This is a genomic window from Paenibacillus sp. LS1 (assembly GCF_026013365.1).
Classification (GTDB): domain Bacteria; phylum Bacillota; class Bacilli; order Paenibacillales; family Paenibacillaceae; genus Paenibacillus.
Genome location: NZ_JAPDOE010000001.1, coordinates 787819 through 807443 on the forward strand (window position 1 = coordinate 787819; position 19625 = coordinate 807443).

Here is a 19625-nt window from a genome sequence, read left to right on the forward strand (position 1 = left end):
TCCAAGTTCAGTGAATTGGGTACAGATAAATAGAAATACAGATTAATCCCCTATGTTATTACCCATAAGTTGGTTATGCCACCCACTTTTTCAGACTGCAACAACTCAACTCATCTAGAATCCATAGATGGACATCCCACCGTCAACCAATAACGTCTGACCCGTTATGTATCCCGCTGCATCCGATGCCAGGAATACGACCGGCCCTACCACTTCTTCCAATTCTCCCACTCGCTGAAGCGGTGTACGGCTTACAATTTCCTGTAAATACTCGGGATCGTCCAGTAGCTTTTCGGTCAGAGGTGTGCGGAAATACCATGGCCCTACTGAATTGACACGGATTCCATACTTGCCCCATTCTAGCGCGAGCACTTTGGTCATATGAATTAACGCAGCTTTGGTCGCGCCATATACAACCCCTGTCCGCAAAGCCGTGTGCCCACCTACCGAAGAGATGTTGATGATCTTCCCAGTCCCACGTTCTTTCATATGCTGACCCGCCAACTGTGAAGCGACGAATGCCGACTTCAGATTCGTCTGCATGATGGTCTCCCACTGCTCGTCCGTTACTTCAAGTGCTGGTGTGCGAATGTTCATACCTGCGTTATTCACCAAAATGTCCAGACTGCCCATCTCCGAGATCGCCTCTCGGAACGTCTCTTCCAGTTGCTCTCTTGATGTCACATCTGCAGTTAGCGCGAGCGCTTTACGCCCTGTTTGTTCATAGATATAGGCAGCGGTCTCTTCAATCTCTCTCATCGTTCGGGATACAAGTACAACGTCACTGCCTGACTGGGCAAGTCCAACCGCAATTGCTTTTCCGATCCCTCTCCCTGCACCTGTCACCAGTGCTGTCTGTCCATCGAGATTGAATGTGGGTACGTTCATGTTACTCACTCCTTCATCAGATTCTTTATATGTAAGTGAAGCCCCGATATTATCAGGTTACAAAATATTGGCTTGGATTGCCCAGTTCCGGATGGAACTTTTCTCGAAAGCGGCCTCCCGTATACTCCCCTATAATTTTACGCCAGAACGCCTGTGCAATGACATTGTTACGAACCTGAGTCACTTTCCATCTCCCTGGGAAACGTTTAAACAGCTCATAGGCTGCCCGAGTGCCCACGCCACTGCGCCGATATTTTTGCATCACAAAGAACTCAGTCAAGTAGTAGTCATTATCCTTACTTCCAGGCTCCAGTTTCTCAACCAGAGCAAACCCTGCAGGTGCTCCATCACTTGTAATCAAAAAAGGAAACTTGCGGTCCTCTTCTGTCCAGAATGCTTCCAGACCCGGATATTCCGGAAAAATACCATTACTGTCTACATCAATATTCAGATATTTGGTAAAATCATATAGATAAAATTGCATTAAATGCCGAATCACCTGACTGCGTTCCCGGGGAACCAGTTCTATTTGCATATTCATCCGGTTCACTTCCTCTGCTCTACGTATACTGATTACTTTAAAGGTTTACGCGCCGAAGGGCAAGAAAGCATCCCCTACTTACTGCCTACTTTGGTGAACAAGCTGTGAGCATGTAAATTATGGTACACTAGAGCATAGAATACTATTAAATTGAATATTAATCTTATATGTTTTTCAGATGGAGGTGTCGAACTTGACCAACGTGCAAAAAGAGATTGATCGACGCAAGCTGGATGACAAACTACCTTCCATGCCTTGGTTCGTTCAGCAATTCATGGACTACAAGCTGCCTGATCTCTCCCCTTCTACCCTGCTTGAATATTTAAGAGATTACGAAGCTTTCTTCGGTTGGTTGCGAGCAGAAGGGCTATCCGAGGCAAGCTCTAATAAAGAAGTTACGTTGACTGAACTGGAAGTCCTTCGCATGGATTCAGTTACCGCCTATCGGTTATTTCTCACAACCAAACGAGAAGGAACCAATTCCAGAATTACCGTCTCTCGCAAGCTCTCTTCCCTTCGCTCCCTTTTTCATTACCTGAGCCAGATTGCGGAAGATGAAGATTTCTACCCTTTGCTGAAGCGGAACATTATGGCCAAAATCGAGATCAAGCGTACCCATAAACCCAAGGACACCGCTGCCAAACTCAAAGGTAAAATTCTGGAGGAAGAGGAACTTCTCGAATTTATCGGATACATCCTTGAAGGTTACGCTGTGGATATGGAGAAGAACAAGCAGGCCCTGTATTCCCATGAACTCAACAAAGAACGGGACGCATGCATTGCAAGCCTGATTCTCAATTCAGGTTTACGGGTGTCGGAGGTCGTGAACCTAAACGTCGATGATCTCGATCTGAACAACAAACTCCTGTATGTTTATCGCAAAGGTAACAATGATGAGACGTACAAAACACCCGTTTATTTCAGGGAACAGGCCAAGGACGAACTCGCAACTTATATGAACCTGCGGCAATCACGTTACCGTACGCCCAAGCGAGAGAAGGGCCTGTTCATTGCTCTGCGTAACGGAGACTCGGAAGGAAGTCGAATGACCAAAAGAGCGATTCAGGCCATGATCATGAAATACGCCAAGCGCTTTGGCAAACCCTACTTGACCGTGCACAAATTACGCCATTCATTCGCAACCGACTATTATCTGCAAAATGATATTTACAAAACGAAGGAGCAGCTTGGACACGCTTCTACGGAAACGACCGAGATCTATGCTCACCTTACCGACAAAACGATGTCCGAAGCCATCGAACGTCGTACTGACGACGGGATGTAACATCCCTAACATAATAAAAGCAGCAAGCCGTATCAAGGATTTCGATCCGAGAAAGGTCTGCTGCTTTTTTGTTTTTTTGCATCATTCAAGAAGAAGAGCATAAGTAGAATTAATTATAGTTTACATAATAAATATTACGTTATATTTAAAAAAAGAATCAATCACGCTCTCTGTACATTCAATCATGTCTAGCCACCATAATATCCCACTTCTTGACGTTTCTACGATTCGAATTTACGATTCTGCCTTCACTCGCTCTCAACCATCGCTAACAACGCTTTGGCTATATCCTCCGTTTCATGAACCGAGTACCATGTTATATCTCTGCTTACGGTGCTCCGCTCTATAAACTGCTCTGAAGGTAGCCATGAGATCATACCCACTACCCCTTTAAGCTGATCAACCAAGGTCAGATCTTTCACTTCTCGAACCATCACGAATTTGGGATAAGAAGCATCTTTGAATCCTTCAACAACAATCCAATCATAACCCGACAGATGAATTAACATATCCTCAAGCTTGGTTACCTGTCGCTCCATAATTGCAGTACGTTTCTCTGACATAACAACCACCGCCGAGGCCCCAGCCTCTCCAAATCGATACGAATCCGTTCCTTCTTGATCCATCTCAAAGTGGTCGTGTCCATCATGCTTAATTGCTGCTACTTTAAGTCCCATAGAAGAAAAGTACCCGATCAGTGCGGCTGCCATGGTCGTCTTGCCCGTATTCTTGTATCCAACGATCTGTATGATATGTGGTTTTCTCCCACTCATTGTAGTCATCAACTAGTTCATATGACCTGAGGGTAGTTTGAGAATGCGCACCTGCTCACCCGCAGGAATCCCTTTTTTCTCAGGCGGAACAACAATCAGACAATCACTGTCTTTAATCGTAATCATCACGCTGGATTCATCTACACGGGCAGCAGCCGATATCGCGTACACCATTCCGTTGCGGATCTCTGTGCGTCCACGTACAAACCGTGTAAAATTGTTCACTTTGGTGTACTCTTCTTCCAAGATCGCAGTCCATTCTTCCAAATAAGGATGCGCATCCGCTTGCATGGAACGAATGGTTGGACGAACAAACAAACTAAAGCCCACAAAACAAGCACCAGGGTTACCCGAAAGCGCGAAAAGCAATTTGTCTTTGTATACAGCAGCTGTGGTTACACTGCCTGGTCGCATCGTCACTTTGTTAAACAACATCTCCACATGCTCTTCCAGCACAAGTTCGCCCATAATATCATAATCCCCAACGGAAACACCGCCTGTGGTTACCACGATATCATTATCTTGAACAGCTTCTTCCAGTTTGGCCCTTGCTGTATTCACATCGTCTGCAATGGAACCATATATCACCGGCTCTCCACCTGCTTCAACGACCAGAGAACGCAGCATATAACTGTTGCTGTTCCGAATCCGACCTGGTTGCAGGGGCTCATCTACATCAAGCAATTCCGTACCTGTTGCGAATATCGCCACCTTAGGACGTTGAAATACAGGAACCTCTGCAATGCCAAAAGTCGCCAACACCGACTGCTCTCCTGCTCTGATGATCGTTCCTGCTTCAAGTAGCTGCTGTCCCTCTTGGACTTCCAGTCCAATGGGTGTGATGTTAGCACCCGACAATATGTGCCGTTTCAATGCAATCCACTGTTCCCCGTTCTCTTCCTTGCTCTCGGTCATCTCCATCATAACCACCGCATCCGCACCTTCCGGAACCTGTGCACCCGTCATGATGCGAGCAGTCGTGCCTGAAACAATGGTATGGTCTGAGGTGTAGCCGCAAGGAATTTCATCAATTACTCGAAACCAGATTTGATGATCACTCGATGCATCTATGGTATCTGTACTTAAAATAGCGAATCCATCCATTCCCGATCTCCGGAAGAACGGATACGGATGAGGTGCCTGAATCGTCTCTGCAAGTGTACGTCCATGGGCACACTCAAGGTTAACTTTCTCTATAGAGCCTGAAGTAACTCGTGCTGCTACTTTGGCTTGGGCATCAGGCACCTGTACAGCTGTACGGTTGAACTTGGCAGTTGTCATATCAGGTGAGTGTGAGTTTAGTTTCAATAGTATTCTTACCTCCTAGAGACATATCTTTGTTTAAGAAAGTGTAGCCGGAATACGGTAAGATGACAAGTACATCGCTCAACATCGAACATGAAAGCAAGCATACATGCCCATAATACAAATGATAAAGGGAGGTGATCATCATCATGAGTAAACGATGTGAATTATGCGGAAGAGAACCTGTGGATACGACCATTCATCATCTGACACCCAAAGAAATGGGAGGAACATCTCTGCCTACGGCCGACCTGTGCATTCCCTGCCACAAACAGATTCATTCGTTATATACCAATCGTGATCTTGTAACTCTTGGTCTTACGGACCTGCATTCCTTGAGACAGGATGAACGAATGATCCCATTTATCCGCTGGATTCGCAAACAGCCTGCTTCAACGATTCCACGCGTACGCAAATCTAATCATGTTCGCAAATCATAAACCAAAAAGAACAGCCAGAGGTAATGTGCCAGCAGAAATGAATCTGCCTTACCTTTTCACTGTTCTTTTTGGATTAGACTATTAGATGCACAGCCACGCTTACGATTAGATGTTATCTACGTCTCATAATGCGACCGCCGCCCACTCTGGTTTTCGGTTTTTTGTAGGATTTCTTTGGTGAATCAAACAAGCCGCCCAGGCCACCACTGCTTTTGTTGCGATCAATGGTTCCCTTGCTCTGATCCTTGTTACGGTTGAATAATCCTCCGCCAGATCCCACGCTTGTATCTTTATCGCTTCCACGCCTTGTGATTGTACCTTTTCGATCCACAGTAATGGGTGGAGCAACCTTCTTGTCATTACTTGTTGGTGTGCGATAGGAGCCTGCACTCGGTTTATACGTATCTTTATTGGTATAACCCCGATAATTGCCATAGCCTCGTCCGCCAAAAGAATCGAACAGATTACCTATTAATGTGGCGGTGAGGTATCCTTGTAAAAAAGATGAATCGTAGTTCTGCCGAACATACTCCTTTGAGTCCACCTCAACCAAGGTATCCTCCGGCTTGTTCGGATCTTGTTGCAGATGATAATACTCGTCCTGATACACGAGGAACATACGCTCCGTGTTCTCTGCCGAGATCTGATCCGGTTGTCTTTGGTCAGACAATTCCTGAGCCACTTCCGGAACGGTGCGGTCCGAAGCCCGGTACACATAAGACGTTGAGTTACCACTGCCACTAACCGATTCAAGTGGATATGTGTCCTGAACAGAAGGTGCTCCGCACGCGGACAACAGAGACATCACAAGGCTGAGGACCAGCATTAATTTTAATCCATGTGCCAAGCGTTTTTTCATTGGAACCTCTCCTAGCTCGAACGAATCACTTTGATATCCGCAGGAATAATGGACTCACCCTCATACAGTGTAAACCTTCTGTCTTGCCACTCCACGCGAAGAAGCATATTATCATCCGACTGATACTGCCATACCAATTGTTCTCCAGCCTGGCCATACGGCGTTCTGCCTGCCGTAGTTACCATGCCACCATACTCTTCCTCTAAATGATATGCGCGTCCATCCAGGTCCAGCAATGTAGGCACCTCATCAGGTGCATCTAGTCTGCCATCGATTGGTGTATATAAGGCATAACGGGTGATTTCCCGTTCTTCGATATGCAAATATTGAAATGCGGTACCATCCTGGAGCGTAAGCACAACCGCATTTCGAGCACGATTTTGAACCCGACCAACGACTTCATAAGTGACCAGAGAAACCTCACAGATATCACCAGGTGCAAGCTGAAGCATTGTTTTCTCTGCCTGCGGTGGTTCAGGTTTCGTTAGTATTCCTTTAATTCGTTTCCATACACTCATGAGAATTACTCCTGTTCCTTATCTTATAAACAAGCTGCAATAATCAGTGCGCCCACGATATGTAATGCGCCAGAGAACAACCCGTATCCTGTCTTGCCTTGCTGGATTCCGGTATCCAGATCCAGATTGGCCCATCTGCGAATCATAAAGTGTACGACACTCTCCAGAATCAACAAAATGATAAAGGATACAACGGAGACCAGCAATGCTTCTCCAAGATGACCAGCCGTCGAAATGGACGTAGCGAGTACGTAACCTTGCGCAAATAATTTCATCACCATACGTGTGGTAACGGCCATATTGCCAGCCTTAACTTCAGCAAAATCCTTATATTTCGTGAACAGTGAATCTACATACATCAAGACAAACAGCAAAACCGAACCAGATACTGTCCAGACCAGCATCGCCAAAATGTTCAAATCCATTTACACAGCCCCCACATATCAACATGAACCGCATTTAAAAGCGAAGGAGAAACGCTCTTCTCCTCCGCTGGTTAACCCTGCTGACAACCAAGGTGTTAGTTCTTATTATCGTACTGTTTCATCAATGCTGCGAGTTCGTCTTCAACAGCCTGATCTTTGCCCAACTTCTCGAACTCTTCGTCCAAAGATTTGCCTTTGGAAGACATTTCGTTGCTTGCTTCAGCTTGAGCTTCCATTTGCATCATTTTCTCTTCCATACGCTTCATGCCAGCACTTGCCGTATCGGAGCCAAAACCATTCAACGCTTTGTTGATTTCCGTTTGCGCTTTCGCTGCATTGTAGCGGGCTACCAATGTCTCACGTTTGTTCTTCATTTGAGTCAATTGCTTACGCATCTCGTCAAGCTTGCCACGCAGGTTATCTGCAGAAGCCTTGTTTTGATCATAGCTGGTTTTGTACTCAGCCATCTTCTCTTCAGCAACCTTTTTCTCTTCCAGAGCCCGACGAGCCAGGTCCAGATTCTGAGCACGTGCCGCCGTATGCGCCTGCTCTTCACGTTTCTTCACAAGAGCTTCCTGCTCTTCGAATAGCTGCTTGAATTTCTTCTCAATGGCAATCTGTGCAGCTACTGCTTTCTCTGCATCTTCCAGATCCTCTTGCATATCACGGATATATTGGTCCGTCATCTTAATTGGATCTTCTGCCTTGTCGATAATGGCGTTGATGTTAGACATTGTTAAATCACGCAATCGTTTGAAAATGGACATTATGTTATTCCTCCTAGTCGATATTACATCGTATATAAACATACATACGTAACAATCTACAACTCGTTTCAATTTTAGCAAATAAAATCAAAACTTGCGATTGTTCTTCATGTTAGGAAGATCGTTTATCCTTGTTCAGATGATCATCCATCAGCCTCTCTGCAGTCTGCACGATTTCGTCGATCTGCATCCGTGTAATGGAATCAAAATGGATACCCATGATCACCGTGACTGTTATTTTCAACTGTAGGGCAGCCTTTCGGGCAAGCCGCTCACATAGCTCCTGTTCTTTATGACCCGGAATATGTACCGTCGTCCCGCTTACGCGCTCATGATCCACATAGAACGTGGCTACCGCGCCAATATGCGCCTTTCCTCCCGTAACGAGAAAAACCTTATCCTCTCCTGCTTCAATCACCTGTAAACGTATGGATTTCAAATCATATGTACTCATACTCATCCACCTATCCTTTTCTATATGTTATATATGGAGGAATTATGGCTGTCATGAGCTTTATCGGCAATGAAACTTCTCACACTACGCATATTTTATGAAACCCCCGGGCATACCAAGGAGAACGTCATTTTGGAAAAGGAGGCCGTTATTATGCGCGTACGCCTCATTATGCTAATGGTTATCGTTATTTTTCTGGGAGGATATCATGCTCCAGCTTCATCGCGGAATGCTTCAAACCCGCCAAGTGAATCGGTATCAGGTTCTGATTCTGCGGAAGCAGAACAACTGACATTGGGGCAGTTACGTCAAAAATATGCCGACACGTTCAAAACCAATGGTCCTTCAACGAAGCAGGTCGCCCTGACTTTTGATGATGTGCCCGATCCACGGTTTACTCCCCAGGTGCTGGATGTGTTGAAGAAATACAAAGTTAGAGCTACATTCTTCATTGTCGGTAGTCGTGCTGAGAAACATCCGGATCTGGTGAAACGCATGGTTAAGGAAGGTCATATGGTTGGCAATCACAGCTACAATCATCCCGAGTTCAGCAAGCTATCGATGAATGCCTTTCGCAAACAAATTTTACATACCGGGGATATCATTCATCACCTGGCAGGATATACGCCCAAGATGATCCGGCCGCCTTACGGAGACATTAATGAAGAACAGCTGCAATGGGCAGCCAAACAACACTATAGCATTGTAAACTGGAATGTTGACTCATTGGACTGGAAAGGCCTCTCCAAGGAAAAGGTCAAAGATAACATCCTATCCGCCGTGAAACCAGGCTCCATCGTTCTGCAACATGCAGGAGGCGGTGTGGGATCCAATCTGAACGGCACCATTGAGGCTTTACCCGAGATTATTGAGGAACTGCGTAACCGGGGATATGAACTGGTCACTTTGGACGAGATGCTGGGATTGCCAAAGGCCAAAGATTAGGATATTCATAGGAAATGAAGACAATGTTAAAAGGGTGCCTGTTCAATCGCAAGTTAGCGACTGGCAGACACCCTGTTTGCATTGGTTAGATGAATGATTACTTTTTACTTCAAAATGTACAGCTCGATATCCTGAAAACCAAATGTGCTTACGGACTGCTTGCTACCCGGGATAAAGATATCAATCCGGTGACCCTTGATTGCACCGCCCACATCACGTGCTGTAGCTACAAAAGCCTGTTTTGGCAATCCCGGATGGCTGTGACCGGTTACCAGTACTTTGGTTCCGAGTGGAATCACACTTGGATCAACTGCAATCGTACCCAGTTCAAGATCATTTCCGAAGTAATCTACAGCACCCCATCCTCCATTTTCAGACGGATCTGCAGAGTATGCTGTTGCTTTCACGTTCACTGCTTTACTGTAATCAAACGTTTTGCCCCAGGCTTGAACAACTTTGTTATCTGCGTTAACGTCCAAGCTTGCTGTGGTAACCGTCTTCGCTTGAGTCTTGCTCTCCGTAGCCGCAGCAGCTGCAACATTGTTTGCCTTACCGGGAATCGTAATTTTCAAACCACCATAAATGTTGTAAGCCGAAATGTCGTTGTTTGCTTTAACCAACGTGTTGAGTGCTACTCCATATTGTTTCGATAAGGTGTAGAAGGTATCCCCTTCTTTGGCCACATGAACTGAATCGGCGTGAGCCGGAACCGCTTGAATGAGCATTGCTGTTGTCAATAATGCTACTGCTGTTTTGGCTATACGTTTCTTGTTAATCATGGTCTTCCTCCCTCATTATGCCTGCGAAGTTAGTTGTCGGATTCGGATGAGGAGCCACCCTATAGGTTCTTCGTTACGTTTGAAACGTTATGTACCCCTAATTCACCCCAAGCAGTGTGCCGTAGATCTTCCCCCTGCACGATCTGCATCGTTACATCCCCCACACTCCCTGTCCGGAAGTTTCGGCAGAGTTCAATATATCACAATTTTGTAACCTGAACTTGTAGTAATTCTTACCAAATGGTTTTTAGCCTGTCATCATATGTAAGAATATACTGGATATTTCAGAAAAGTTGGGCGATCCGATCCCTTTATATTTGGTAACAGAAAAGTTACTTTTGCAAATCTATAAATGATTATTACGCACAAAAAATAGCGTTACCGACTCGAAGTCAGTAACGCTATTAAATCATTTCATTTAGAGTACTTTAGCAAGAAAATCACGTGTACGTGAATTTTTCGGTGCTCCAAACACCTCATCAGGTGTTCCCTCTTCCACAATAACTCCGCCATCCATGAACAGGATTCGGTCTCCCACTTCACGTGCAAAACCCATCTCATGCGTTACGATAACCATCGTCATACCGCCTTCTGCAAGACGTTTCATGACATCCAGCACTTCGCCGACCATCTCGGGGTCGAGTGCCGAAGTAGGCTCGTCAAACAGCATTACATGCGGCTGCATGGCCAATGCTCTTGCAATGGCGATCCGCTGCTTCTGTCCACCAGACAGCTGATTCGGGAATGTATCTTTTTTATCATACAGGCCCACCGTATTAAGCAGATCAGCAGCAATTTTCTCCGCTTCCTGAGTCGATTGCTTCTTCACTTTAATCGGAGCAATTGTGATGTTTTGCTGTACCGTTTTGTGTGGGAACAGGTTGAAATGCTGAAACACCATGCCCATTTTTTCACGAGTTGCATTAATGTTGTGCTTGGGGTCTGTGATTGACACGCCTTCAAAATCAATCTCACCCGAGGTAGGCTGTTCCAACAAGTTCAGACAACGCAAGAATGTACTTTTACCCGAACCGGAAGGACCGATAACCACGACAACCTCACCTTTGCCAATCGTCACGTTAATGCCCTTAAGTACATCGTTATTACCATAAGATTTGTGTAATTGTCTAACGTCTATCACTTGCACTCAACTTCCTTTCCAGTCGTCCCAGCAGCTTGGACAAAATGAACGTCATTACAAAGTAGATGGCTGCTGCAATTAGAAACGGACTCAACCCTTGGAACGTAATGTTCTTGACCACGCTAGCCTGATACATAATATCCACCATACCGATAACGGAGATAATGGAGGATTCTTTGATAATAGTCACGAATTCATTACCGATCGCTGGTAATACAGCTTTGAAGGCTTGCGGCAATATAATGTAACGCATTGCTGCCCCTCTGCCCATTCCGAGGGAACGCGCTGCCTCCAACTGACCACGATCCACACCTTGGATACCTGCACGGAAAATCTCCGCCAGATAGGCACCACTATTAATGGAAAGTGTGAGAATACCCGCTTGAAGAGCAGAGAAATTAATTCCAAACGTCAAGGAAATACCATAGTAGATAATCATCAGCTGTACCAGCATCGGTGTACCACGGATAACTTCAACATAAGCCGTACCGATCCAGCGCAAGATTGCAGCGTCATGCAAACGGAACAAACAGATGATCAATCCGATGATAACCCCAAATATTACACCAAGTGCAGATAACAGGAGCGTGTATCCTACACCTGTAGCATAGAAACTTTTGTACTCCCAGAATACTTGGAAAATATTTTGTGATTTGTTCGCTTTATCCGCCATCAAGAGGCTGGCGTCTGTCACCATCTGATTGATTTTATCTTCACTTTTCAATCGCTCCAGTGTTCCATTTACTGCAGCTAGCAGCTCGGTATTACCTTTACGAATCCCGATTGCCGCTTCTGCTTGCTCTTCGTCTGGAACCGCAGCAGCAAGTCCAATGATATCGTCCAGATAACCTGCAGCAACGGTATCTTCAACAATTGCCGCGTCAACGCGTTTCGTTTGCAGTTGAAGCACGATATCTGAGATTTTATCAAGCGCAGTAAGCTTCGCTCCTGGAATACTCTGTCCGATCGTTTCCTGAATGGAGCCTTTCTGAACGCCAATCTTCGCATTTTCAAGTTCTGCCATGGTCGGATATTTGTCTTTATCCGCATTGCGAACCATAATCACTTGTTTTGATTTATAATAGGTGTCGGAAAAATCGATACTTTTCTTCCGCTCATCCGTCGGCGTCATACCTGAAATTACCAGATCAACACGCCCGCTCTGCAATGAAGGCAGAAGACCGTCGAAGCCCATATCCTCAATCACAAGCTCAGCGCCAAGATCTTTGGCAATCTCTTTGGCGATCTCAATATCGAAACCGACGATTTCATCTTTGCCATTAATCACTTTATGGAATTCATATGGTGCAAAATCGGCACTTGTACCGAGCACCAGCTTTTTACTGCTTGAATTATCTGTGGTTCCACTTGCAAGTGCCACAGGAACGGCAGTCGTCAGCAGAATAACAAAGGTCAACAGCATCATGGTATAACGACTAATCAATTTCAACCTTTTTCTCTCCCCTTACAATACTTTGTATGCTTCTCATGTTGATGACTGAGTCATTATAAAGTACAATGCATGATTATGCAATGCATTTTGACAATACAAATCTTGACTTGTTTCTGAAAAAATAAAGCAAACATGATATAATCAATGAATTATTTTCATTTTTGCATAAGGAGTTTACTAATGACATCTAACAAATCACAGATCCTGACGGTTATTGATCAATATGCTTCCCGTTTTAAAGCCATTTCATCATATATTGGTGCCAACCCCGAACTGGGAAATGAAGAGTATCTCGCTTCTGCCCGTTTGAAAGAAGAACTGGTCTTCCACGGTTTCACGGTAGAGGCTCCCATTCTCGGACTGGACACTGCTTTTATCGGAACCTATTCTGCCACCAAACCCGGCCCTACCATCGCATTACTGTGTGAGTATGACGCTTTGCCAGAGATCGGTCACGCCTGTGGTCACCATCTAATCTGCATGATGAGTCTTGGAGCTGCTGTTGGGCTGAAATCCATTCTGGATGAAGTAGGTGGAACCATTAAAGTGTTCGGTACCCCCGCTGAAGAGACGCGCGGTGCTAAAGTTCCGATGGCGGAAGCAGGTTTGTTCGATGACTGCGATGTCGCTCTCATGGCACATCCGTATTATGCCTACGAAAAGTCCGGCAGCTCACTCGCTATTGATGCTGTTCAATTTGAATTCCATGGCCGCTCTTCACATGCTGCTGCAAGTCCGCACGAAGGCATTAATGCACTTGATGCTGTCATTCAAACGTTCAACGGGATCAACGCATTCCGACAACAAGTGAAAAGCACCGTTCGCATTCATGGTGTGATCAACAACGGAGGTCAGGCGGCAAACATCATTCCTGACTACGCTTCAGCCCAATTTTATGTACGTGCAGCAACCCGAAAAGAACTGAATATCCTCACGGAGCATGTGATTCAGATTGCTGAAGGATCTGCTCTACAGACTGGTTGCAAGCTGGTGACGTCCAACTATGAAACGTCCTACGACGAGATGGTCACCAATGAAGCATTTTCAGCTGTGTTTAGTCAAAATCTGATGGAACTCGGCATCCCGCAAGAAGAAATTGTGAGCGGTAACGATCATGGCTCGATGGACATCGGTAACGTTTCCCTAAAATGTCCTGCCATCCATCCCTACATCCGTGTTGTGGATGAGGTGCATACACTGCACTCCATAGCCTTCCGTGATCTTGCACTCCAAGAACGTGCGCTGGACGGCATGATTCTGGGAGCCAAGGCACTCGCTACAACAGCCTACGACGTCCTGAGCCAGCCGGAGCTGCTTCAATCCATCCGCACAGAGTTCGAGCAAGTTATTCGCTAAGATTCGCATCAACATGCTATACAGGGGTGCCCTGAACAAACTTGAAATTTCAAGCTTGTTCAAGGCACCCCTTTTCTTGATTTAGCTGTAAGTATATTCAGTAAGAAGCTGGAGATGCTGTGAAAGAAACCCTTGAAAACAGTGAAAATAATACATTTTATTACAGGAATTGTGGTTCATTTGCTGGCTAACTTGGTTATTTATAGCTATAACTTATCCTATACTCAGGAGGTGCTGTCATGCTAATCGAAGCCATGTATCATGTTCCTCGTGACAAGTGGGCCTATGCCTATGATTCGTCTACCATACATCTACGCGTACGAACCAAGCGAAATGATGTGCAATATGTGACTGCACTGACCGGAGATAAGTACAATTGGAACGGAACCTACAAGGAAATTCAACTGGAAAAGGCTGCTGCCGATAGCATGTTTGATTATTGGGAGGCTGCCGTCAAACCACAATTCAAACGCCTTACCTATATATTTCGGATAACCGCCGGTTCCGAAGATGTTTTCCTCGCGGATAACGGCATTCATTATGAGGCCCCCTATCCAACCGGAGGATATTATGAATTCTCTTATATACATGAGATCGATGTGTTTAAGGTGCCCGAGTGGGCCAAAGAAGCCGTCTTTTATCAGATCATGACTGAGCGTTTTGCCAATGGAGATCCCAAGCTGAATCCTCAAGGAATCCATGACTGGGGTGACAAACCGGAGTTGGACAATTATTTTGGTGGAGACTTGCAAGGTGTGCTGGATCATCTGCATGACTTGACTGAACTTGGCGTGAACGCCATTTACTTTACCCCGTTATTCCAGGCTAATTCCTACCACAAATACGACACCATTGACTATAAAAAAGTCGACCCCCATTTCGGTGATAACGCCATGCTCAAACAAGTGACCGAAGAATGTCATCGCCTGGGTATCCGCGTCATGTTGGACGCGGTGTTTAACCATTGCAGCGAAGACTTCCCTCCTTTTCAAGACGTACTCCAACATGGAAAACACTCAATGTATGCCGATTGGTTCCACATCAACGAATATCCGGTTCAGATCATAGACGGTATCCCAACCTACGATACGTTTGGGTTCTATGGCAACATGCCCAAGTTCAATACAGCTAACCCTGAGGTTAAGGCATATCTACTCGATGTGGCTGAGTACTGGATCAAGGAAATCAAGCTGGATGGGTGGCGTCTGGACGTAGCAAATGAAGTGGACAACCATTTCTGGCGTGATTTTCGTAAGGTTGTTAAGGCCGCGAATCCCGAAGCTTATATTGTTGGTGAAGTATGGAGCGATTCCTTGACCTGGCTTATGGGGGATCAATTTGATTCCGTCATGAATTATCCTTTTGCCGACAAAGTGCTTCAGTTCTTCTGTGGATCAATGGATGGTTATCATTTTGCCAACGAAATGGGTTCATTGATTATGCGATACCCGCAACAAACGAATGAGGTCATCTTCAATATGCTATGCAGCCATGATACCCCTCGCCTGCTCACCCGGTTAGGGGAAGACAAACGCCGATTAAAGTTATCGGTTGTATTTCTTTTCACCTATATCGGTACACCTTGTATCTTCTACGGCGACGAAGTTGGGATTAGCGGTGATGCTGACCCGGATTGTCGAAAATGCATGGAATGGGACCCGGCCAAACAAGACAGAGAACTTTATGATTTTTATCGTCTGATGATTGATTTACGCAAAAGCAATGAAGCCCTGCGCAAAGGACGCTTCCGATTCCTCAAGGCTGATCACAATGACCCCTGTATCGTGTACGAGCGTGTGGATGACAACCTTCACTTTACCGTATGGATGAACAATACACCTCAAGATCGTACGCTCTCACATCCCATGGAAACGAAAGACTGGAAGGATGCATTAACTGAAGAGCCTGTATCCCCAACCGATGGATTAATGAATATTAAGCTCGACCCCTATGGGTACCGTATTTTGTACAGGCAGCTTGATCCGGCGAACATCCATTTTCATCATTCAATCCAAGCATAATCATGGCAAAAGAAAAACACTTCTAACGTCTCAGATGAATGACATTCATTCTGAACATGGAAGTGTTTTTTAATGGGATGAAAAAGCCACAGCATCATATGCTGTGACTCATTCACAGTTGCATTAATTTACAGGTTCGATCGTAATCCGGCGATAGATGTTCATATATTCCTCAGCCGATACGTTCCAGCTATATTCTCCGCCCATTGCATTCTTCACAATTTTCTTCCAGTGTTCCGGCTGTTTGTAAATCTCCTCCGCACGCCGAATGGTATTCATCATGTCATGTGCGTTAAAGCTTGTGAATGAGAAGCCATTCCCTTCTCCGGTAAACTCGTTATATGCCTGTACGGTATCGTTCAGGCCACCTGTTTCCCTTACGAGAGGCACACTGCCGTACCGCAGAGCCAATAGCTGACTAATACCACATGGCTCGAACCTCGATGGCATCAGGAAGATATCACTGCCTGCATAGAAACGGCGGGATAACCCATCGTTAAATTTAATCTGAGCAGACATTTTGAGCGGATAACGATTCGCAGCTTCACGGAACCAGTGTTCATACGCCTGCTCCCCTGTACCCAGTACCGCAAATTGAATGTCATCATAATACAACAATTCATCCAGGATGCGGCAGACCAGATCAAGCCCCTTGGAGTCCACGAGCCTTGTGACCATGACCATGAGAGGTACATCCGGTCGAACAGGAAGTCCGAGTTCCTTTTGCAGCTCAATTTTGTTCTCCGTTTTCTTGGACAGACTTGTTCTGTATTTCACAGGAATCTTCGTGTCCGTTGCCGGGTTGTAGCTCTTGGTATCAATTCCGTTCACAATCCCGCTGAACCGATCTCCAAGTGAACTGAGCAGTCCGTCCAGACCATAACCGTAATAGGAAATCTGTACTTCCTCTGCATACGTAGGACTCACGGTGGTCACATGATCTGCGTACACAATTCCTGCTTTCAGGAAATTGACGTTACCATAATATTCGGCCCCATCCACGGTGAAATATCGATCGTCCAGCTCAAGGATTTCACTGAATAACTCATGCGGGAATACCCCTTGGTACAACAAGTTATGTATGGTGAATACTGTACGTATCTCACTATAGAATGAATCGTGTCGATAATGAGCTTCAAGCAACAAAGGAATCATCCCCGCATGCCAGTCATGACTGTGCAGCACGTCGGGTTTGAACTCAATCTGTGGCAAAACTTCGAGCACTGCACGGTTGAAGAAGGCGAAGCGCTCGCCATCATCCATATATCCATACACCCCGTCACGCCCAAAATAATACTCATTATCCACAAAATATACTGGAATCCCATCATGAACCAGCATTTCTATTCCACAATAGGGTCTTCGCCAGCCAAGAGGCACATCTGTTGTAATTACGGGCTGCAACGCGTCTTTATATTCATCGGGAATTCCCTTGTATTTAGGCATAATCACCCGCACGTCTGCCCCGCCCTTCTTCAATGCGAACGGAAGAGCACCGATGACGTCAGCAAGGCCTCCTGTTTTGATAAATGGATGTACTTCAGCAGCAGCAAATAGAATATTCATGCCTTCGTCCTCCTCTTCGGTTTCAGCGTGTTGCTTTCATTTTTACTTTTTGTTTTTGAACTGACGGAAGTAATACTCGCAGACAAATCATCCGTTTTCCGGCGCGTGTTCTTTTTTAGTATCACGATGCTCAGCGGAGGCAAAACCAATTCGAGACTATGTGGTTGCCCATGAAAAGGAATCTTTTCGGTAGGCAGCTGCATATCATTAATTATGCCTGAACCGCCGTAAACGGAATGGTCACTGTTCAGAACTTCGGTATACATACCGGGACGCATGACACCAATCCGGTAACGCTCCCGCTTGACCGGCTGAAAGTTAATGAGCACAAGGAGTGTATCCGCAGGTTTTTTTCCTTTGCGTACATATGAAATGACACTCTGGTCCTGATCATCCGGAGTGATCCATTCATAACCGTCCAAGGAATGATCAAGCTCCCACAAAGCTTTTTCGCTCAAGTACAGGTTAGACAGCTCACGCTCAAACTTATGCAAATTGCGGTGACTGTCATAATCCAGCAAGAACCAATCCAGTTGATCCTCATCTTTCCATTCGATGAACTGGCCAAAGTCTCCACCCATAAACAACAGCTTTTTCCCTGGGAAAGTCATAAAATAGCCCAGAAAAGCACGCATGCCGGCAAATTTCTGTTCATAGGTTCCTGGCATCTTGTCGAGGAGCGACTTTTTGCCATGAACCACCTCGTCATGAGACAGAGGTAGCACATAATTTTCAGCAAAGGAGTATACGACCGGGAAAGTCAGCAAATGATGTTTGGAAGGACGCTCATGAAAATCAGATTCCATGTAATCCAGCGTATCATTCATCCAGCCCATGTTCCATTTGTAGTTGAAACCCAGACCACCTTCATCTACAGGCAACGTCACCATTGGCCATGCACTGGATTCCTCAGCCATCATCAATGCATAAGGGAAATACTTGAACACTGTCTCATTTAACTGCTGCAAAAAGGCTACAGCTTCCTTGTTCTCAAGACCACCTTCGTCATTGGTACGATATTGCCCTGGCTGCTTCTCAAAATCCAGCCGAAGCATACTCGTAACCGCATCAACACGCAGTCCGTCAAAATGATACATCTCCATCCAATACAATGCATTGGAGATCAGAAAGGAACGAATCTCAGGTTTCGAGTAGTCAAAGCTGAGTGTACCCCAGCCTGGCTTCTCCGCTAACATCGGGTCTGCATACTCATACAAAGGCGTTCCATCAAACATACGTAACCCATGAGCGTCTTTGGCAAAATGCGCAGGCACCCAATCCAGGAGTACGCCTATTCCAGCCTGATGCAGTGTATCCACAAGATACATCAGATCTTTAGGTTGCCCGTAACGGCTCGTTGGGGCGTAGAATCCTGTGTTCTGGTATCCCCACGAAAGGTCATAGGGATGCTCACTGAGAGGCATCATCTCGACATGTGTATATTTCATTTCTAATAAGTAAGGAACGAGCAAGTCAGCCATCTCGCAATAACTATAGAGGCTACCATCTTCTTTGCGCTTCCAGGTTCCCATATGCATTTCGTAAATATGTAGAGGTTTGTTATACATGGCACGTTGTTTACGTCTCCATGCTCCATCATTCCATTTGTAACCTTCGATTGAACTGGTCACAGAGGCTGTCTGAGGTCGAACCTCCGCTTGGAACGCATACGGGTCCGCTTTGAGCAATTCTGTTCCATCTTCCGTTAATATACGGAACTTGTATAAAGTTCCTTCACTGATTTCCGGAAAAAAACGACTCCAAAATCCTGATTCGGGTATCTTATATAAAGGCTCCTGTTCGCCTTTCCAATCATTACGGTCCAGAGCCAGTCCTACTTGTGCGGCATTTGGTGCCCATACGGTAAAGCGATACCCCTGACGGCCATCGCAAGTCTCAGGCTGTGCGCCCATCATTCGATAACTGTGATGAAGGTTACCTTCATGAAATAAATAAATATGCTCCGGCAGTATCTCCGGGTGTGCCAACGGTTGAATGGCCAAGAGATCACCTTCTTTTCAAAAAAATAGATATAACAGTTACCATTACCCCATTCTAGCCAAGTTGAAAAGAAAAATGCGGTGGTTTAGAAAATGTTGTATTTTTTCT

19 protein-coding genes and 1 riboswitch are annotated in these 19625 nt (G+C 45.5%); of the genes, 5 read left to right on the plus strand and 14 right to left on the minus strand.

All coding sequences use genetic code 11. The features are described from left to right. Window positions 1-114: 114 nt before the first annotated feature. Together OM416_RS03200 and OM416_RS03205 are read right to left on the minus strand one after the other, a co-directional pair. A complete protein-coding gene (locus OM416_RS03200; RefSeq protein ID WP_264926944.1) occupies window positions 115-888 on the minus strand; it encodes an SDR family NAD(P)-dependent oxidoreductase in 774 nt (257 codons plus the stop codon). 52 nt (window positions 889-940) lie between these two features. Beyond that, the gene (locus tag OM416_RS03205; RefSeq protein WP_145148348.1) at window positions 941-1429 is read right to left on the minus strand and encodes a GNAT family N-acetyltransferase; all 489 of its coding nucleotides are present in this window, start codon (window positions 1427-1429) and stop codon (window positions 941-943) included. Between the two features lie 178 nt (window positions 1430-1607). On the opposite strand from OM416_RS03205, the gene xerS reads away from it, so the two are divergent. Further along, complete coding sequence (xerS, locus tag OM416_RS03210; RefSeq protein WP_076210138.1) at window positions 1608-2714, plus strand: tyrosine recombinase XerS; 1107 nt, start codon at window positions 1608-1610, stop codon at window positions 2712-2714. 248 nt (window positions 2715-2962) lie between these two features. Here xerS and mobB read toward each other — a convergent pair whose 3' ends face one another. Then, entirely contained in the window at window positions 2963-3487 is a 525-nt protein-coding gene (mobB, locus tag OM416_RS03215; protein WP_264926950.1) for a molybdopterin-guanine dinucleotide biosynthesis protein B, read from the minus strand. A gap of 12 nt (window positions 3488-3499) precedes the next feature. Continuing rightward, window positions 3500-4768 (minus strand): gephyrin-like molybdotransferase Glp, encoded by a 1269-nt coding sequence (gene glp, locus OM416_RS03220; protein WP_264928786.1) that lies wholly within the window; start codon window positions 4766-4768, stop codon window positions 3500-3502. Between the two features lie 173 nt (window positions 4769-4941). Here glp and OM416_RS03225 point away from each other — a divergent pair, with 173 nt between their 5' ends. Further along, window positions 4942-5232 carry an HNH endonuclease gene (locus OM416_RS03225; RefSeq protein ID WP_264926951.1) on the plus strand — a complete coding sequence of 97 codons (291 nt, stop codon included), beginning with the start codon at window positions 4942-4944 and terminating at the stop codon, window positions 5230-5232. A gap of 112 nt (window positions 5233-5344) precedes the next feature. Here OM416_RS03225 and OM416_RS03230 read toward each other — a convergent pair whose 3' ends face one another. From OM416_RS03230 to OM416_RS03250, 5 genes are all read right to left on the minus strand, one after another. Beyond that, the gene (locus tag OM416_RS03230) at window positions 5345-6091 is read right to left on the minus strand and encodes a DUF4247 domain-containing protein (protein WP_264926953.1); all 747 of its coding nucleotides are present in this window, start codon (window positions 6089-6091) and stop codon (window positions 5345-5347) included. An 11-nt stretch (window positions 6092-6102) separates the two neighbouring features. Then, a complete protein-coding gene (locus OM416_RS03235; RefSeq protein ID WP_264926955.1) occupies window positions 6103-6609 on the minus strand; it encodes a DUF4178 domain-containing protein in 507 nt (168 codons plus the stop codon). Between the two features lie 23 nt (window positions 6610-6632). Next, the gene (locus OM416_RS03240) at window positions 6633-7034 is read right to left on the minus strand and encodes a DUF350 domain-containing protein (protein ID WP_017688100.1); all 402 of its coding nucleotides are present in this window, start codon (window positions 7032-7034) and stop codon (window positions 6633-6635) included. Between the two features lie 95 nt (window positions 7035-7129). Further along, entirely contained in the window at window positions 7130-7801 is a 672-nt protein-coding gene (locus tag OM416_RS03245) for a PspA/IM30 family protein (RefSeq protein ID WP_076331579.1), read from the minus strand. A 112-nt stretch (window positions 7802-7913) separates the two neighbouring features. Continuing rightward, window positions 7914-8255 (minus strand): hypothetical protein, encoded by a 342-nt coding sequence (locus OM416_RS03250; RefSeq protein ID WP_264926959.1) that lies wholly within the window; start codon window positions 8253-8255, stop codon window positions 7914-7916. A gap of 153 nt (window positions 8256-8408) precedes the next feature. Between OM416_RS03250 and OM416_RS03255 the strand changes: the two genes are divergently transcribed. Continuing rightward, on the plus strand, window positions 8409-9200 hold the full coding sequence (locus OM416_RS03255) for a polysaccharide deacetylase family protein (RefSeq protein ID WP_264926961.1): 792 nt from the start codon (window positions 8409-8411) through the stop codon (window positions 9198-9200). Between the two features lie 104 nt (window positions 9201-9304). Here OM416_RS03255 and OM416_RS03260 read toward each other — a convergent pair whose 3' ends face one another. From OM416_RS03260 to OM416_RS03270, 3 genes are all read right to left on the minus strand, one after another. Further along, window positions 9305-9979 (minus strand): 3D domain-containing protein, encoded by a 675-nt coding sequence (locus tag OM416_RS03260; RefSeq protein WP_264926963.1) that lies wholly within the window; start codon window positions 9977-9979, stop codon window positions 9305-9307. A gap of 2 nt (window positions 9980-9981) precedes the next feature. Next, window positions 9982-10177, minus strand: a riboswitch (cyclic di-AMP (ydaO/yuaA leader). Between the two features lie 220 nt (window positions 10178-10397). Continuing rightward, window positions 10398-11120 (minus strand): amino acid ABC transporter ATP-binding protein, encoded by a 723-nt coding sequence (locus OM416_RS03265; RefSeq protein ID WP_017688094.1) that lies wholly within the window; start codon window positions 11118-11120, stop codon window positions 10398-10400. Continuing rightward, window positions 11107-12570, minus strand: coding sequence for an ABC transporter permease subunit (locus tag OM416_RS03270; protein WP_264926966.1), 1464 nt, complete (start codon window positions 12568-12570; stop codon window positions 11107-11109). Before OM416_RS03270 ends, OM416_RS03265 begins: the two co-directional genes overlap by 14 nt. Window positions 12571-12753: 183 nt before the next feature. On the opposite strand from OM416_RS03270, the gene OM416_RS03275 reads away from it, so the two are divergent. Together OM416_RS03275 and OM416_RS03280 are read left to right on the plus strand one after the other, a co-directional pair. Then, window positions 12754-13929, plus strand: coding sequence for a M20 family metallopeptidase (locus OM416_RS03275; RefSeq protein WP_264926968.1), 1176 nt, complete (start codon window positions 12754-12756; stop codon window positions 13927-13929). A gap of 239 nt (window positions 13930-14168) precedes the next feature. Beyond that, window positions 14169-15950 (plus strand): alpha-glycosidase, encoded by a 1782-nt coding sequence (locus OM416_RS03280; RefSeq protein ID WP_264926970.1) that lies wholly within the window; start codon window positions 14169-14171, stop codon window positions 15948-15950. A 123-nt stretch (window positions 15951-16073) separates the two neighbouring features. Here the strand turns inward: OM416_RS03280 and glgA are convergent, their stop codons facing one another. Further along, window positions 16074-17516, minus strand: coding sequence for a glycogen synthase GlgA (glgA, locus tag OM416_RS03285; RefSeq protein WP_264926972.1), 1443 nt, complete (start codon window positions 17514-17516; stop codon window positions 16074-16076). After that, window positions 17513-19519 (minus strand): 1,4-alpha-glucan branching protein GlgB, encoded by a 2007-nt coding sequence (glgB, locus tag OM416_RS03290; RefSeq protein ID WP_264926974.1) that lies wholly within the window; start codon window positions 19517-19519, stop codon window positions 17513-17515. Before glgB ends, glgA begins: the two co-directional genes overlap by 4 nt. Window positions 19520-19625: the final 106 nt, after the last annotated feature.

Bases quoted from the DNA above. Each gene is read 5' to 3' on its own strand.
- OM416_RS03240 (WP_017688100.1), bottom strand. From the start codon at position 7,034: ATGGATTTGAACATTTTGGCGATGCTGGTCTGGACAGTATCTGGTTCG.
- OM416_RS03230 (WP_264926953.1), bottom strand. From the start codon at position 6,091: ATGAAAAAACGCTTGGCACATGGATTAAAATTAATGCTGGTCCTCAGC.
- OM416_RS03225 (WP_264926951.1), top strand. From the start codon at position 4,942: ATGAGTAAACGATGTGAATTATGCGGAAGAGAACCTGTGGATACGACC.
- OM416_RS03235 (WP_264926955.1), bottom strand. From the start codon at position 6,609: ATGAGTGTATGGAAACGAATTAAAGGAATACTAACGAAACCTGAACCA.
- glp (WP_264928786.1), bottom strand. From the start codon at position 4,768: ATGACAACTGCCAAGTTCAACCGTACAGCTGTACAGGTGCCTGATGCC.
- OM416_RS03245 (WP_076331579.1), bottom strand. From the start codon at position 7,801: ATGTCCATTTTCAAACGATTGCGTGATTTAACAATGTCTAACATCAAC.
- OM416_RS03200 (WP_264926944.1), bottom strand. From the start codon at position 888: ATGAACGTACCCACATTCAATCTCGATGGACAGACAGCACTGGTGACA.
- OM416_RS03275 (WP_264926968.1), top strand. From the start codon at position 12,754: ATGACATCTAACAAATCACAGATCCTGACGGTTATTGATCAATATGCT.
- xerS (WP_076210138.1), top strand. From the start codon at position 1,608: ATGGAGGTGTCGAACTTGACCAACGTGCAAAAAGAGATTGATCGACGC.
- glgA (WP_264926972.1), bottom strand. From the start codon at position 17,516: ATGAATATTCTATTTGCTGCTGCTGAAGTACATCCATTTATCAAAACA.
- OM416_RS03260 (WP_264926963.1), bottom strand. From the start codon at position 9,979: ATGATTAACAAGAAACGTATAGCCAAAACAGCAGTAGCATTATTGACA.
- OM416_RS03205 (WP_145148348.1), bottom strand. From the start codon at position 1,429: ATGAATATGCAAATAGAACTGGTTCCCCGGGAACGCAGTCAGGTGATT.
- OM416_RS03250 (WP_264926959.1), bottom strand. From the start codon at position 8,255: ATGAGTACATATGATTTGAAATCCATACGTTTACAGGTGATTGAAGCA.
- mobB (WP_264926950.1), bottom strand. From the start codon at position 3,487: ATGAGTGGGAGAAAACCACATATCATACAGATCGTTGGATACAAGAAT.
- OM416_RS03280 (WP_264926970.1), top strand. From the start codon at position 14,169: ATGCTAATCGAAGCCATGTATCATGTTCCTCGTGACAAGTGGGCCTAT.
- OM416_RS03255 (WP_264926961.1), top strand. From the start codon at position 8,409: ATGCGCGTACGCCTCATTATGCTAATGGTTATCGTTATTTTTCTGGGA.